Source organism: Psychrobacter sp. S1-30-MNA-CIBAN-0213 (genome assembly GCF_040309845.1).
Lineage (GTDB): Bacteria > Pseudomonadota > Gammaproteobacteria > Pseudomonadales > Moraxellaceae > Psychrobacter.
On record NZ_JBEOPE010000002.1, the window covers coordinates 353,316 to 368,992 of the forward strand.

Sequence of the window (15,677 nt, forward strand, 5' to 3'; positions counted from 1 at the left end):
ATGGTTTACAGCAGTTTAGATAAATATCCTATACTGTACGGCGTGTGGCTAAGCTGGTTAGAATATTCTTAGCATCACCCCAACGAGTTGCCGAGCTGTTAGCACCTAAAATTACGATAATAGCAGGGCGGTTGTTGACACGAGTCTCCATAACTACACAACGACCAGCTTCATTAATAAAACCTGTTTTAGAGATACCAATTGGATAATCTCCTGAGCGCACAAGGCTACTCGTATTGCTGGCTTTATAGGTGCGGTTACCACTTGAATAGTTGGCAACGTAAAAGTCGTAGCTTTTGGTAGTAGAAAAACGACGAATAACATCATAGTTACCCGCAGCACGTACCATTTTTACTAAGTCATTTGATGATGCAACATTACGCTTATCAAGACCTGTTGGATCTCCAAAGTATGCTGTGGTCATACCCAGCTCTTGAGCTTTACGGTTCATCGCCCGCATAAAGGCATCATAACCACCTGGATAGTTACGTGCTAGGCTTTTAGCGGCAGGATTTTCAGATTTCATCAAAGCCATGAGTAGCATCTCAGCGCGATTCATGCGATCGCCTGATTTCAAACGTGAGCTTGCACGCTTAGGACCTACAAAGTCTTCTGGATCAAGCGTAATTTCTTCACGCATATCAAGACCAGCATCTAAGACAACCATGGCTGTCATTACTTTAGTAATACTTGCCATAGGACGCGCGATATCTGCATCTTTTTCGTATATAGACTTTCCAGTCTCGACATCTATGACTGCGACACTACGCGAGTCTGTGCTGATTGGTAGCATATCGCTACTACCAAAACCGCCACGGTAAGTGGTGTTATAAGTATTGTTATAGCTGTTACTGCTACTGCCATAACTGTTAGCATTAGTAATATTAGTAGTACCGTAGCCGTTATCCACTTTTTTGATAGGAGTAGTAGAGCTTTTAGAGCTATACATAATGTTGCGTGCTTCTGATAAGCTATCCGCCCCACCCCAACTGACGCGTGCGCTAGACTCAGGGCTACCATTAATACTAAGCGCAGCTTGTGCAGCACTGCCTAAGCTTAACGAAATCATGGCAGCGACTAATTGCTGTTTGGTTAATGGTAAATGTTTCATTATTCCCCCTGCTGTTGGTATCGCGTCAATTGCAGATTATCATATGCAATTGATAAACGTAGCGTTTCTGATTGTGTTTGTAGACACTCGTATAGAGTTTTTGTACTTTTAGTGTATCATGGTTTGCATTTAAGTTTAATGTATCGGCCTGACTTCATGAGATTTTTTTGTACATGTACGAAGATTACTACAGTTGCTTTGGGTTCATGTAATATTGATTAACATTAGAGAAATATTTGTTATAGTCTCATATCTTAATTTAAAACATTTATTTTATTATTACTGCAAAGTAATTCTATAGATAAGTAACTATAAAGCAAGATTATTATAAATAGCAACATCGATATAAAATAAAGTACTTGTATTGTGTGGGATAAGTCACTGTTAAGTAATATATTTATAGCATAGCCAATCTTAACCAATGTTAGGCTATCTCTAATTCGCCTCAATCTATTAAATAGTAAAGAGTATAACTATGATTCGAGTATTAGTAGTAGATGATCACGATTTAGTACGAATGGGCATCAGTCGTATGCTGTCTGACAGTGCAGATATTGAAGTAGTAGGTGAAGCTGATAGCGGCGATATGGCATTAAAAATGGCTAAGCAGCTTAGTCCAGATGTGGTTCTACTAGATGTAAACATGCCAAATATCGGTGGTCTTGAAGCGACTAAGCGTTTGGTACAATTGGACATGGGTATCAAAATATTGGCAGTGAGTAGTATGTCAGCGCAGCCGTATCCATCAATGCTCCTCAAAGCTGGAGTTAATGGTTACATTACTAAGGGTACGCCGCTCGATGAGATGATACGTGGTATCAAAAAAATATACCAAGGCGGGCGTTATTTTAGCCATGACGTTGCAGAGCAGTTGGCCGAAGTATTATTGTCAGATAATGCATCCTCACCTTTCGATTTGCTTAGCGATCGTGAAAAACAAGTCGCCATGATGGTAGTCAACTGTCAAAGCCCACAGCAAATTGCCGATCAATTATTCGTAAGCGTAAAAACCATTAATACCTATCGCTACCGTATCTATGAAAAAGTCGGTGTTGATAGTGATGTTAAATTGACTCATCTAGCCATTCGTCATGGGTTGATTCAACCTTAATTTCAGGGTTAGTCTGCTTCTTTAACTAATATATTTATATCTATTCCTTCCCTTCGGTCCATTTATGAAACCTGCTTCTAGAACTATTAACGCTGTTGTCCGATCTCTAAAGCAGGACAATACCCTACCTGCATCACAGTTACGCAAGCTTGGGCTAATTTATAATAGTTATCGTTTAGTAGTCAGTGCGTTTCTATTGTTAATGGTGTACGCCAATATCAAAGCAGATACCAATCTGCTATTACCAAGCTTATTGCAGCAAACTGCCCTTGGGTTTTATGTCATTCTTAGTCTGATTTTACTGAGTTTATTTTTGGTGGCAACCAAGCAGCTGCAACGCCAGTTAGTATTTGGTTTGGGTATTGATATAATCGTTTTAAGTTTGCTGTTATATACCAATGGTGCGCCAGACTTACAGTTGACTATGCTATATATGGTCGTCGTAGCAGCGAGCTTTATGTTGTTACGCAGCTCACAAGCCCTGATTATCACTTTACTAGCAATTTTATTCGTCATTTATCAGCAATTTTTCCATGCAATTGCCAATAGTATGAGTCTAGCCAATCTAGGTGACGCCTTATTAATGTCAGCCAGTTTTTTAGCCGTTGGTTTTTTGAGCTGGTCGATCTCGCAGCGCTTAGTACATGTCGAACGATTTATAGCACGGCAAGCAGAAGAAGTAGAACGTCTTAATACAATCAATCAAGAAGTTATTAGCCAAATGCTTAATGGCGTGATGGTTATCGATCAGCAGCATATTGTTTTAGCCAATCATGCAACTTACCAGCTTCTAGGTATTTCTGAGATACCAGCATCGCCATTTAGAAAAGCACCCCCTAATAACGATAATACAAAGTCTACTCTCAGACAACAACAGCGTAATTTTAAGAATCATCATAATCCATTGTATGCTTTTCAGCAGGCTTTGGCTCATCAACATAGAGCCCTACTCAATAGCTGCCTCTCTGTTCCCGCCAATCAATCAAGAAACTTTATTTATGAGTTACCTGAGGCAGCTAGCGCTTCTGTTACAAACAAGCTGCGCGTACAAATCATTCCCTTAGAGGATAGTAGCCAGCTGGTATTGTTTGAAGATTTGCGTCGCGAACAAGCCAACGCTCAACAGCTAAAACTGGCTTCTTTAGGACAGCTAACGGCCAGTATCGCTCACGAGATTCGTAACCCACTTGCTGCTATCTCACAGGCCAGTCAGCTATTGCTAGAAGATATAGACGACAACCGTGACGTAGGCGAAAACACATCCTCACTGATAAAAAACCAAGCTGCCATCGACACAAATGGCAATAATGAGCTGTACAAGATGATATTTGCACAGACTAAGCGTGTTAATCGTATTATTGAAGACGTATTAAAGCTATCACGTCAGCAACGTTCCAATAAACAGACAATAGAACTTGCGACATGGATGCCACAATTTTTAGAAAATTATTTTCGCGGTAATGATATTTTTTTACGTGATGATTCACATCCCGTGGTACAGTTTGATAACCATCAGTTAGAGCAAATACTCATTAATTTAATCAACAACGGTTTGCGCTATTGTGGTCTTGTGCATCCACACGCTTATGCTGAGGTCGAGATATATTGTGTGCAGAACGATGTTATAATCGATGTTTTAAACGAAGGTGATAAGGTTGCTGAAACTGATGTAGGGCACCTATTTGATCCATTTTTTACTACTGATAAAGCAGGTACCGGACTGGGATTATATTTATCACAAGCATTTAGCGAAGCCAATCATGCACGGCTACTGTATGTCGCCGAACATGAAAAGACCTGTTTTCGATTGATTATACCATTGGGCTCCTGCCCAGAAGATGCTTGGGATGTTTGAGACTATTATTAATAGTTTTCAATAACGCCCACACTGATAAAATATTGATTTCCATAATCGATCAAGATAGTTAACCTGTACAGTTAATAAAGATAAAAAAGGTTAAAGGTTCTCTATTTATTGATGATAACCCTTTATATGAGCGTTTATTTAGTAACTTGTACCAATTGAACAAACATGAGGTTATGTATGACAGCAATCGCGCTAGTCGTCGATGATGAAGTAGATTTATGCCGACTTATGCAAATCACGCTAACAAAAATGGGCATCAGAAGTGATGTCGCCTACAGCCTGTCACAAGCAAAATCTTATCTGGAAAATAACCACTATGATTTTTGTCTAACTGATCTACAGCTACCCGATGGCTCAGGACTAGAACTGGTGAAGCAGATTAGTAGCAGCTCCAATACGCCGGTTGCTGTGATTACGGCACACGGCAGCATGGATTTGGCTATTGAAGCGCTTAAAATGGGTGCTTTTGACTTTGTAAATAAGCCGCTTGAGTTACCTCGTTTACGACAGCTGGTCGAAAATGCACTTAAAGTCATCCATCAAGACGAAAGCACTCAAGCAACCAATGAGATTACGCTGGAGCAGCAGCTATTAGATAGTCGTCTAATCGGTAATTCTGCCGTGATGCAAACCTTGAAAACCACCATTGTCAAACTAGCGCGTTCACAGGCGCCAGTGTTCTTATCCGGTGACTCTGGTACAGGTAAAGAAGTCGTTGCCAGACTCATTCATGACTTAAGTCCGCGCCGTGATGGTAGCTTTGTACCAGTCAACTGTGGCGCAATTCCATCTGAGCTGATGGAATCAGAGTTTTTTGGGCATAAGAAAGGCAGTTTTACCGGTGCAGTTGCAGACAAGCAGGGTTTGTTTCAACAAGCCAGCGGTGGTACGCTATTTTTGGATGAAGTTGCGGATTTACCGCTCGCTATGCAAGTTAAGCTATTACGCGCTATTCAAGAAAAAACGGTACGTGCTATTGGTGATACCAAAGAGATTCCCGTTGACATTCGCATTTTATCAGCCACTCATAAAGATTTGAATCAATTGGTAAAAGACAGCAATTTTCGGCAAGATTTGTATTATCGAATTAACGTTATCGAACTTAAATTACCCACGCTTAAAACGCGACGCGATGACATACCTTTACTCGCTAAGCATTTTTTAGCATTGATATCTGAAGAGTGGCAACTAGATACTCCAGCACAGCTGACTGAGAATGCCTGTGATCGACTCCAACATCATGAATTTGCTGGTAATGTTCGTGAGCTTCGCAATATACTGGAGCGCGCAGTCACATTAGCAGATACCACAATCATAGACGATGATCATTTGGGATTACCTAAGCTCACTGATAATTATGATGATGAAGCCAATCCTAAAGATATGACCAGTAACGAAGATATGACTGCTGTATCCGCTGTAAATGATAAACCTATGCCCCTACAGACAAAAGACTCTCCTAAACAGAGTGGCAGGAATGTTAATAGCAGACTGGTAATTAATAACTTACATCCGTATCGCACTCACAGCCAAAATTATTCCTCTGCTATCCGCATGTCTACTCCTAAATCTAATAATATCGGCACTTCATCTGTATATAATCAAGACCGCCGTAAACCAGAGCAATTTGTTGATGATATAAATACTCAGCCCTCAATAGTTAGTGTGTCTGAGGCTGAATTACCCCAAAAAGGGCTAGAGGCCTATCTTCAAGATCAAGAAAAGCGCTTGATTATTAAAGCGCTTAAGCAGACAGATTGGAACAAGACTCAGGCAGCTGAATTATTGGGTACTACCTTCCGCTCTCTACGCTATCGCATGAAAAAGCTTGAAATCGATGAAGATCAGGACAATAACTTAGAATAGCTTAACTGATTAAAATTAACTAAGGTTATACCTCATATTTTTTAGATACTTTCTTTATCCTTATCAGCAACACTATCAACATTATCCTTTTTTACAAAGCGAAGCCCTGAAGAGCGTACTTGCTGTCGCAACACATCAAGTGCTTGCTGCTCCCACGTACGCTCATTACCAGATAAAGACACATCAGGCTGCACGCCTATCTTATCAATCTTCTTTCCTGTTGCTGTCAAGTAGTGAGCTACCGTTAACTTGACTGCTTGCTCATTATTGAGTGGTATAACCGATTGTACTGAACCTTTGCCATAGCTTACTTCGCCGACGATGGTTGCGCGTTGCTGTGTCTGTAGACTGCTTGCCAACACTTCTGCTGCCGAAGCAGAATAGCGGTTTTGCAAGATGACTACTGGTAAAGGCTTAAGTAGTGCAGCCTCTTGCGTGGACAAGGTACGCAACTTACTTTGTCTACTCTTTACCTGTACTACATCAGTATCACTCATAAACAAACTGGCTACTTTGACCGCTGAGATTAATACACCACCTGGATTATCACGTAAATCAAGCAGTATTCCAGTAACAGGCGCATCAAGATTGGTTAAGCTTTGCAGGATTCGTTCACGTGTATTGTTTTGAAAAGCCGGTAATTTAATAACAGCAATTCCATCAACAAGCCGCGTCTCGATGGTTTGCAGATGAGTATTATTACGTTGTAATGTGATGACACGCTTGCGCCGGCCAGCTTTAGACACTGTGACATCGACTTGCGTACCTGCAATGCCATTAAGCAGCTGTTCAACATCATTAGACTGTCTATCACCATCAATTTTAAACTGGCCGATTTGATGGATATAATCACCAACGGTAATTCCTTTTTTATCGGCAGGCGACTCATCTACAATATCAGTTACAACCCAATACCCTTCGGCCGGTTGATACTCCGCCTTTAAACCGACATTTCCCACATCGCCTTCGGTAAATGCGCGTAGATTCTCGTACGCTTCAGCATCCAAAAACTCAGCATGACTATCAAGCTTGGTCAACATACCACTCATCGCATTGTCAAATAACTCTTCATCATTGACAGGATCAACATATTGACGGCGCACTAAGTCTACTACTGCGACAAAAGTTTTTAAGGTTTCAGGAGAGATTGCATTTAACGATACTTGCTCGACTTCGGCTGGTATATCAGTCAAGTTATCATCCGCTAAATCCGCTACGGCGTTATCTCCTAACGCATCTATATCATCATCTGTCCAGCTATCTGTTTCATCTGCGACGCTCAGCATTCCTGATTCTGATGCCTCACTATCTATCAGGTCATCATCAACATTTAAGCTAATAAGTTGCAAGCCTGCTGTAGGGCTATTACCATTGGTCGCACTTTTACCAGTAGGCTCCACATTAGCTGCTTGTGCGTGTAGATTGATACTGCCTATCCCTAGTAGCCCAAGCAAGCCCATCTTAAGCACAGGCTTGAAGATAGCACGTTGTGTCCATCCTAATTTAACTGGTTCGACCGATAGTTTTGAGGCTGATAAAAGCATAAGAGGACTCACATAAAATAAAAAGCACATACAACTTTATTATTGTCGTTTGATTACAAAATAGCTAACTGATATAAACGAGCTAGAGGACTATAAGATAGCATTAAGACCCTACTGAAAAATAGGATATTATTGCAAATAAAAAGGGAAAGATATGCGCTATCTCTCCCTTTTTGCCAGATAATAAAAATTATCGAACCTAATCATTGAACCTATAGTGACTGTTTGAAACTATAATGTAGGAATCAACAAACTTTTACCTGTCATCTCAGCTGGTAGCTCAATATCCATTAATGCCAAGATGGTAGGTGCTACATCACTAAGTTTACCGCCATTACGTACTCGTACGTTTTGCTCACCAACATAAATTAGAGGAACGTGTTCGGTAGTATGCTGAGTATGTACCTGTCCGCTTTCGTAGTCTTGCATCTGCTCGCAGTTACCATGATCTGCAGTGATTAGCATATCACCACCAGCTGCACGTACCGCTGATTCAATACGACCGACGCATACATCGAGTGCTTCTACAGCTTGCACAGCAGCATCAAAGATACCAGTATGGCCGACCATGTCACCATTAGCATAATTTACTACGAGCACATCGTATTTGCCTGACTCAATAGCAGCTACCAGCTTATCAGTCACCTCAGGAGCGCTCATTTCAGGCTGCAAGTCATAAGTGGCTACATCTGGCGATGGCACTAAAATACGTTCTTCACCTTCGTATTCTGCTTCACGGCCACCACTAAAAAAGAAAGTAACATGTGCATACTTTTCAGTCTCGGCGATACGTAGCTGAGTTTTGCCTTGATCCTGCAAATACTCGCCTAATGTATTGGTCAATGACGTCGGATAATAAGCAATACTGGTTTTTGCATTGTCTGCCAAAATATCTGAATATTTAGTCAACATCACAAAAGCAGCAAGTCTTGGTTGCTTATGACGAGCAAAACCCGAGAACTCATGGTCTGGTAGTACAAATGCTTGCGCAAGTTCGCGAGCGCGGTCAGCACGGAAATTCATAAAGATTAGCGCATCATTATCTTCGACCGTATATGGCACCTCATCACGTCCAATCACAGTCGTCGGGCTGATAAACTCATCGGTCTCACGTGCTTTATAAGCTGCCTGCACTGCACCATCTGCACGCGTTGCTAGACGATCAGCCTTACCCTCAGTGATTAGCTCATAGGCTTTTTGGACACGATCCCAACGATTGTCACGATCCATCGCATAATAGCGCCCGATGATACTAGCAATTTGTACTCGGCCACCCTCATAGTGAGCATTCAGTTTATTAATATGATCGCGTAGACGATTGATATATTTGTCAGCAGATTTAGGCGGTGTGTCACGACCATCTAAAAAACAATGGACAAAGACATTTTTGGCCCCATGAACCAGTGCAGAGTGGCACATCGCTTCGATATGGTCTTGATTTGAATGCACGCCACCATCAGATAACAATCCCATAATGTGTACATTACCGCTAAGCTCGTTTGCAGCTTTTACAGCGTCAACTAACGCTTCATTTTTATAAAATTCGCGGTTGGCAAGCTCATTTGAGATCCGAGTTGAATCTTGGTAAAGGACACGACCAGCACCTAGGTTCATATGCCCTACTTCTGAATTACCAAATTGACCGTCTGGTAACCCAACATCTTCTCCCGAAGCCGATATCAACCCATGCGGATACTGCTGATAAATCTTATCAAGGTTTGGCATGTTTGCGGCAGCAATAGCATTATCTTTCTCATCTTCACGATGTCCAAAGCCATCCAATATCATCAAAACGTGCGGTGTTTTTTTATTCTGCACGCTGCCTTGCTTGCTATTAAGCTGCGCCTGATTGTCATCAATAGATTCTAATGGCTGCTGGTTACTGGTCATATATTACCGCTCCTCAAGTGAATGAACGCCTATAATGTTGTATTAGGGTGTTGAAAGCACTCTATATTAACACATATCTCAAAATAGCTGAAAACTCGACATTTTTTAACTAATTTACACAATTTCTAAGCCATTTTTTCCAATATGGCATCCTTAATAAGTAAAACAATTATTGATGCAAAGTATTAATCTGTAAATCAGACTTGCAATCAGTTATTCCATTGGTTAAGATAAAATTATTCTAGAGTGTTGGCTAGTAGATGTTTATTCCCTGAGCCGATAATGCTTTACCTGGATGTGCTATCTATTGCTTCATTGTGTATGCCTGCACCGCTTGCGGTGTATCAGGAAACCTGCCGAGGTAATGACGCATCCGCCCTGAACTTCACGGTTCATGGGTCACCATTTTACGGCGGCACTCTGGTTGTTATATTCGGTTACGACCATTAAAAGCCCCTTTTGTCATCGACGAAAGGGGCTTTTTTATGTTCGACTATCAAACCATCTATTATTCATCGTTGGCAGATTTAGTAATTTTCTTCACATCTTTCGGAATGGTTTTTGCAGTACCATCAACCGTGGTATGTTGTTTAAAGGTGTCACCGAACGGATTTTGCTGTTGTTGCCCGAATGGGTTTTGCCCATTCATGCCTCCTGCACCGCCAAACGGGTTTTGACCACCCATACTACCAAACGGATTTTGACCTCCGCCCATTTGCCCACCCATTTGTTTGGCCATCATCTCCATCATTTTTTGCTGATTATTCATGACATAGTTATTAGCCATATCTTTAAGCTTCTTTTGTACTGGTGGCAACACCACAAGCAATGCCAATAGATCGCTAATAACTCCTGGAATCAATAGCAAAATACCGGCCGCTGCCATAGCGACACTCTTTAGCATAGTAGATTCTTGCGGACGCATCGCGGGATTCATCATGCCCCCAGCTTTCATTTGCTGCGCCATTGGATTAAGGGCAACCATACCCTTACGAATCAGAGAGATACCAATGACAGCGGCAATAATGAACCACATAAATACTACCCAGCCACTCATAAATTGAGCAAGCAAATACCACAAGAGCATCTCGATAATAAACCAAACGATGGCAATACCAACTATCTGACCCATAAGGCGTCGTCCTATCAAATAAAAACTAAAAAATTGAGCGCCATGAAATTAAAATGGCTAACATATGATGTATATGGGGATTGATTGCTATACTATCAAACTTAAGGCTGATTTTTAAGCCATAAAATAAAATGAAAGTAAGACGGAATACTATGGCAATTATTATAGGAATTGATCCTGGCTCACGTATGACGGGTTATGGCATCGTTCAACAAACAGGCGATAAGTTAACCTATATTGATGCAGGCACCATTCGTACTGACACCAAAGAGATGCCTGAACGCCTTAAACGTATTTTCAACGGCTTGACTCGTATTACTCAGCATCACCTAAAGTATGCTGATGAGCCTATTTATACTGCTATTGAGCAAGTATTTATGGCAGAAAACCCTGATTCTGCGCTTAAACTTGGGCAAGCACGAGGTGCAGCCATTGCAGCAATGGTGGCATTAGACTTAGAAGTGTCAGAATATACGGCCCGTCAGATCAAACAAGCCGTATGTGGTTATGGTGCTGCTGCTAAAGAGCAAGTGCAAGAAATGGTCTGCCGTATATTGTCTTTAGATGTGGTACCACAACAAGATGCTGCTGATGGGCTTGCCTGCGCTATCTGTCATGCGCACTCAAGTCACTCTATGAATAAACTACTACTCAACAGCTCGATGCGTGGACGCGGCGGCTCTAAGAAAAAAGGCCGTTGGCGCCTAACGGAAGAAGATCTAGGCAATTTGCGCTAAAACACATGACCATAAGAAATACGTGTCCAAATGGCGCGTGTTTTTTTATTGAAGTGCTTCTCTTTTAGCACACTGTTAATTAGCTAACAACTGAACTTTCGATAACCATATCTAGTACATAAGCGTATTCTGCATTTGAAGCATCGTCAGCCTTGAGCTTATGACGCTGTAAACGTAGTATTTCATTATGTTTACCATCATGCTCATAACCATCAATACTACCCATAAAATCCGTCCATTCACCCTCGTCAGTCTTTATACCTTGATCATCGTAAGTGATGGGTTTTATTTGTAAACAAGCTCGTGTACTATCATCAGCACAAGGTGTAGTTTTTGCATTCACTGCCCAAAATATAGTTTCACCTTTGCTATTATATTTTGCCTGCGCCGTCATTTTACCTCTCCAAACCAAAGTTGCGTTATTGCTAGCAACCTGAGTAAGGGTCGGCGGTGTACCATCTGCCAAGCTTATCTGACTCTCTCCCCGCATAAGCTCATTTAGTTCATTTTCAGCTATATTTAAATCATCACATAACATTTTGGTACTCATACCATCTTCGGTCATCAATATATTATCTTGCAGTTGATAAGCAGCAGTTATTGTATTACAACCAACACTATAGCTAATACTATTCTGACCTTGATACTTGCTGAAGCTCAGAACAACTTGCTCATTTATGTCCATCAGTGATGTTACTGGTTGCTTACTTTCATCTGTTGCAGTTACCAATGTCCAACGATAGCGCGCAAGATTAGCAATTAACTTGTCTTCAGCGCTCAAAATTTCAGGAGCAGATGACGATTGGGCAGTAGTATTGATAGTCGTACCTTCTGCACTGGTATCATCACTAGTTGAAGCATTATTACATGCCGCTAAAGCCAAACTAGCTGTTAGTAGGCTTGGCAATAATAATGTTTTTAGAATTGGTTTTAAATTTGCACTTACCATGTTACATCCCTCTTAGGGCACTCACCTAAAATTTCTTTCTTCAATGTATTTTTTTAACGAGGTTGCCATATTAATATAGCGTTTCGATTGCTCAATCTAATTTATAGACAGCTTGTTTACGACCATTCAAAATACTAGCTCTGCTTTATCGAAGTAGTCTTGCAATAAACATTCCTTTAATTAAGTTTTTCTGTCTTAAATCTTGGATATTTCTAGTATTCAAGTCGGTATGGCGAATATAAAATTAGTATAACTACTATAGACTTGACCATATTGTCTTATGTAATAAAATGTTTAGTTTTATTGCATAAAACCTTTGAAGTCCGCTAGACAGTAGTTTGTTAATAATTCATATTTTCAAAAAAATGATGGACAGCTGATTTCTCAACTGTCCATCACTAAATATCGGATGATTTTAATACCTGTAAAAAACCTTTATCTACTCGCCAGCTTGTGTAGATTTCGCCTTAGCAATTTTTTTGATACTAAAACGCTCATTCATCATCTGATAAAAACGCGCTAGGTTTTCTCCTTGCTCATTAGGATTGACCTTGAGTATTTTGCCAAAATCTAACCCCAAATATAATACTATATCAGCAAAGCTAAGTTGATCGCCTACTAAATAGTCATAGCCTTCCAACGCTTTTTCAAAATAAGGTAATGCTTTAACCGCACGCGCGATAGAAGGCGCTACAAATTCTGGTACTTGCTCAACACGCTGAGCCTTTAAGGGATGACTGTGCTGAAATGCCAACATTAAGTTGTACAGTACTTCAAATTCAGCAATACGGCGCATAGAACAGACTTGCGCACGTTGTACCACATCGTTACCCATCACTGAGCGCTCACCATATACCCGATCTAGATACTCACACACTGCTTGTGAGTCATTGAGTACCGTACCATCATCCAACGTTAATACCGGGACTGTTTGCATCGGGTTCATTTGGGTAAAATCATCTGACATCTGTTCATTAGCGGCAAAGTCGATATCTATTACATCGATATCGTCCATATCATCAACATCAATACCTTTTGATGCTAACAAAATAAGGGCTTTACGCGGGTTAGGGGCAGTACGGGTTACATATAATTTTTTCATGGCAAACTCCCTGTAAGGATAGTCAAGCAGCGGCTCAGCGCTGATACGCTTTATTGTGGTTGTTGCATTCATCTATACAGATCATTTTTATCGATAATCTGTACAATAGTTATAGCCTACTCCAGTCATCATAGCAAAGCCTTATTAGTGCTTGTCAAAAGAATAATAAAAAGCCCCATAACTTTAAGTTATGAGGCTTTAATTAATCTTACTTATCTATAAACATGCTATTTATTTATTAGGCGCAGGTGTCGTACGCAAATAAGGCTTAATTTCGGTATGACCTTTAGGATAATTAGCAGCGATATCTTCGTTTTTCACGCTTGGCGGAATGATAACGTCGTCGCCTTCTTGCCAGTCAACAGGTGTTGCAACGTTATACTCATCAGACAATTGCATCGCATCAATAACACGAACAATCTCATCAAAGTTACGTCCACAGCTGGCAGGATAAGTAAGCGTTAAGCGTACTTTTTTGTTAGGATCGATAATAAACACACTTCTGACCGTTGCCGTATTATCAGCATTTGGATGAATCATGTCGTAAAGATTCGCGACTTTGCGATCAGGATCAGCAATGATAGGGAAGTTGACAGCAGTGCCTTGGGTTTCTTCGATATCACTCACCCAACCTTTATGATCTTCTAAGCCATCAACCGACAATGCGATAGGTTTGACATTACGTTTTTGGAACTCACCACCTAATGCTGCGGTGCGTCCAAGCTCAGTCGTACATACTGGAGTATAGTCTGCAGGATGTGAGAAGAAAACAACCCAGCTATCCCCTGCCCACTCGTGGAAATTTATATCGCCTTCTGTGGTGCTCGCGTCAAAGTTTGGTGCAGTATCACCTAGACGTAAATGTGCCATACCTAATTCCTTGTTTATATTGATGAGCGCTAACACTAAAAAGTATCCTTGCGCTCTGTTATTATCATTGACGCGCTCAGCTATTAACTAATAACTCGGCTAACGTCAGTAAGAATCCTATTTTATATTAACAAACTGGTTACGAATGTCTTGTGACGGATTGTAATTCGATTATTCCATTTATCACTAAGTAGAGAGCTTAATGGTTGTTAAGATTTAAACATAGTGGCACCATCCATTTTCAATTGAACGGTATCGGCTTTCCATGTGAGTTTAGGGGTCGCCTCACTCATGCGCTTGCTCGTCTCGCCTGAGTGCCGCAAGGTAATACCTTGTTCATCAATAATGGCAATACCAATCACATAAGTATAAACAAAACGACTTTTGGCTTTGGGTGAGGCCTTTATATTAAAGGTACATTCTACAATTTGGTCCTGATACTGCATACGCATTTTTGGCTGTAAAGAAGCAATGGACACCACACCATTCGAAACCGCAGAATATACTGAAAAGACCAAGGCAACTTTACCACCATAATATTCAGCAATAGCAGGATTGACCAACACCGTCTCTTTTCCAGGCTCATGAGCACTAGCGACTTGTACATCACCTTGATGATGCACATAAGGCATGCTATTTAAGTTGCCTATTTGCTTGGGAGCATGGACATAGCTCATGTCTTTACTGCTCTGAGCCAATATTCCAACACGCAAATCTAAATCATCGTTATCGGCACTAGCATCACCATTGTCTATCCATATGGCTTCTACTGTTAGATAGTCATGACTGCCTTTCGTGAGGTTAATTCGATGTTCACTACCAGGTTTGTCTAAGATGACCTTTTTCAGACTAACAGCCGTTGGCTGCTCTGTTTTTGTCGCATTAACCAACGGTGCGGCAGAGGTAGTATTTATAGTAGATAATTGATCAGTAGGCTCGTCTGCGACATCCCCACCGAAATGGGTCACCAATGCATCTAAACCACCGTTAAAACCTTGTCCAATGGCGTTAATGCGCCAAATATTATTTTTACGATAGACTTGAAACAACATCATGGCGCGCTCACTATCAAATGCACTACCGTCAAATTGATAAGTTGCTAATATCTGCCCTGCTTGCTCTAACGTCACGCTACTAGCACCAAGCTCACGCATGGTCGCTTGACCATCGATTGTTGCCGTCAATACCAAATAATCTACGGAATCTGGTAGTTTACTGAGATCAATATCGAAGCGCTGTTGAATCGCTGTTGACTGCCAACTGATAGCGCCACAAGGCGTTCTTGGCTGGTTATAAAAGGTCATATAATCATCATTTATTAACTTCTGCTGCCTACTCAAACCAAAGCAAGCCACATCAATAACGGTAGCGCCTGCTGATAGCTCTGCAATCAATGTAAACTGCTGCATAACACCAACCTCAGTGAACTTGGCTTTTTGACCCATAATTAGATTGAGCATTATTATTGTCCTAATGATAATTTAGTATCAATTTATGC

At 40.9% G+C, this 15,677-nt stretch carries 12 protein-coding genes and 1 other RNA gene; 5 read left to right on the forward strand and 8 right to left on the reverse strand.

Features of this window, described 5'->3' with window-relative positions:
* Positions 1-28 precede the first annotated feature (28 nt).
* Positions 29-1,111: a serine hydrolase gene (locus tag AAEY87_RS03270; RefSeq protein WP_068034842.1), complete on the reverse strand. Its 1,083-nt coding sequence runs from the start codon at positions 1,109-1,111 to the stop codon at positions 29-31.
* Between the two features lie 475 nt (positions 1,112-1,586).
* On the opposite strand from AAEY87_RS03270, the gene AAEY87_RS03275 reads away from it, so the two are divergent.
* From AAEY87_RS03275 to AAEY87_RS03285, 3 genes are all read left to right on the forward strand, one after another.
* Positions 1,587-2,222 (forward strand): response regulator, encoded by a 636-nt coding sequence (locus tag AAEY87_RS03275; protein ID WP_068034841.1) that lies wholly within the window; start codon positions 1,587-1,589, stop codon positions 2,220-2,222.
* A 64-nt stretch (positions 2,223-2,286) separates the two neighbouring features.
* The gene (locus AAEY87_RS03280; RefSeq protein WP_350655939.1) at positions 2,287-4,077 is read left to right on the forward strand and encodes a sensor histidine kinase; all 1,791 of its coding nucleotides are present in this window, start codon (positions 2,287-2,289) and stop codon (positions 4,075-4,077) included.
* A 189-nt stretch (positions 4,078-4,266) separates the two neighbouring features.
* Complete coding sequence (locus AAEY87_RS03285; RefSeq protein ID WP_350655940.1) at positions 4,267-5,955, forward strand: sigma-54-dependent transcriptional regulator; 1,689 nt, start codon at positions 4,267-4,269, stop codon at positions 5,953-5,955.
* 41 nt (positions 5,956-5,996) lie between these two features.
* On the opposite strand, the gene AAEY87_RS03290 is transcribed toward AAEY87_RS03285, so the two are convergent.
* Entirely contained in the window at positions 5,997-7,499 is a 1,503-nt protein-coding gene (locus AAEY87_RS03290; RefSeq protein WP_350655941.1) for a S41 family peptidase, read from the reverse strand.
* A gap of 231 nt (positions 7,500-7,730) precedes the next feature.
* The gene (gpmI, locus tag AAEY87_RS03295) at positions 7,731-9,389 is read right to left on the reverse strand and encodes a 2,3-bisphosphoglycerate-independent phosphoglycerate mutase (protein WP_350655942.1); all 1,659 of its coding nucleotides are present in this window, start codon (positions 9,387-9,389) and stop codon (positions 7,731-7,733) included.
* A 235-nt stretch (positions 9,390-9,624) separates the two neighbouring features.
* On the opposite strand from gpmI, the gene ssrS reads away from it, so the two are divergent.
* Positions 9,625-9,820: non-coding RNA, 6S RNA (ssrS, locus tag AAEY87_RS03300), on the forward strand.
* Positions 9,821-9,897: 77 nt separating this feature from the next.
* Here ssrS and AAEY87_RS03305 read toward each other — a convergent pair.
* On the reverse strand, positions 9,898-10,521 hold the full coding sequence (locus AAEY87_RS03305; protein WP_068034836.1) for an FxsA family protein: 624 nt from the start codon (positions 10,519-10,521) through the stop codon (positions 9,898-9,900).
* A gap of 152 nt (positions 10,522-10,673) precedes the next feature.
* Between AAEY87_RS03305 and ruvC the strand changes: the two genes are divergently transcribed.
* Complete coding sequence (ruvC, locus tag AAEY87_RS03310; protein WP_068034835.1) at positions 10,674-11,258, forward strand: crossover junction endodeoxyribonuclease RuvC; 585 nt, start codon at positions 10,674-10,676, stop codon at positions 11,256-11,258.
* Between the two features lie 79 nt (positions 11,259-11,337).
* On the opposite strand, the gene AAEY87_RS03315 is transcribed toward ruvC, so the two are convergent.
* From AAEY87_RS03315 to AAEY87_RS03330, 4 genes are all read right to left on the reverse strand, one after another.
* Positions 11,338-12,207: an META domain-containing protein gene (locus tag AAEY87_RS03315; protein WP_350655943.1), complete on the reverse strand. Its 870-nt coding sequence runs from the start codon at positions 12,205-12,207 to the stop codon at positions 11,338-11,340.
* 439 nt (positions 12,208-12,646) lie between these two features.
* Positions 12,647-13,309 carry a glutathione S-transferase family protein gene (locus tag AAEY87_RS03320; protein ID WP_350655945.1) on the reverse strand — a complete coding sequence of 221 codons (663 nt, stop codon included), beginning with the start codon at positions 13,307-13,309 and terminating at the stop codon, positions 12,647-12,649.
* Between the two features lie 231 nt (positions 13,310-13,540).
* Entirely contained in the window at positions 13,541-14,179 is a 639-nt protein-coding gene (locus AAEY87_RS03325; protein WP_068326362.1) for a peroxiredoxin, read from the reverse strand.
* A gap of 209 nt (positions 14,180-14,388) precedes the next feature.
* Positions 14,389-15,639, reverse strand: a complete 1,251-nt coding sequence (locus tag AAEY87_RS03330; protein WP_350655946.1) for a TerD family protein — start codon at positions 15,637-15,639, stop codon at positions 14,389-14,391.
* Between the last annotated feature and the right edge of the window lie 38 nt (positions 15,640-15,677).

Excerpts from the sequence above, each read along its gene's own strand:
- AAEY87_RS03270 (WP_068034842.1), bottom strand. The coding sequence starts at position 1,111 with ATGAAACATTTACCATTAACCAAACAGCAATTAGTCGCTGCCATGATT.
- ruvC (WP_068034835.1), top strand. The coding sequence starts at position 10,674 with ATGGCAATTATTATAGGAATTGATCCTGGCTCACGTATGACGGGTTAT.
- AAEY87_RS03320 (WP_350655945.1), bottom strand. The coding sequence starts at position 13,309 with ATGAAAAAATTATATGTAACCCGTACTGCCCCTAACCCGCGTAAAGCC.
- AAEY87_RS03330 (WP_350655946.1), bottom strand. The coding sequence starts at position 15,639 with ATGCTCAATCTAATTATGGGTCAAAAAGCCAAGTTCACTGAGGTTGGT.
- AAEY87_RS03290 (WP_350655941.1), bottom strand. The coding sequence starts at position 7,499 with ATGCTTTTATCAGCCTCAAAACTATCGGTCGAACCAGTTAAATTAGGA.
- AAEY87_RS03285 (WP_350655940.1), top strand. The coding sequence starts at position 4,267 with ATGACAGCAATCGCGCTAGTCGTCGATGATGAAGTAGATTTATGCCGA.
- gpmI (WP_350655942.1), bottom strand. The coding sequence starts at position 9,389 with ATGACCAGTAACCAGCAGCCATTAGAATCTATTGATGACAATCAGGCG.
- AAEY87_RS03315 (WP_350655943.1), bottom strand. The coding sequence starts at position 12,207 with ATGGTAAGTGCAAATTTAAAACCAATTCTAAAAACATTATTATTGCCA.
- AAEY87_RS03280 (WP_350655939.1), top strand. The coding sequence starts at position 2,287 with ATGAAACCTGCTTCTAGAACTATTAACGCTGTTGTCCGATCTCTAAAG.
- AAEY87_RS03305 (WP_068034836.1), bottom strand. The coding sequence starts at position 10,521 with ATGGGTCAGATAGTTGGTATTGCCATCGTTTGGTTTATTATCGAGATG.
- AAEY87_RS03325 (WP_068326362.1), bottom strand. The coding sequence starts at position 14,179 with ATGGCACATTTACGTCTAGGTGATACTGCACCAAACTTTGACGCGAGC.
- AAEY87_RS03275 (WP_068034841.1), top strand. The coding sequence starts at position 1,587 with ATGATTCGAGTATTAGTAGTAGATGATCACGATTTAGTACGAATGGGC.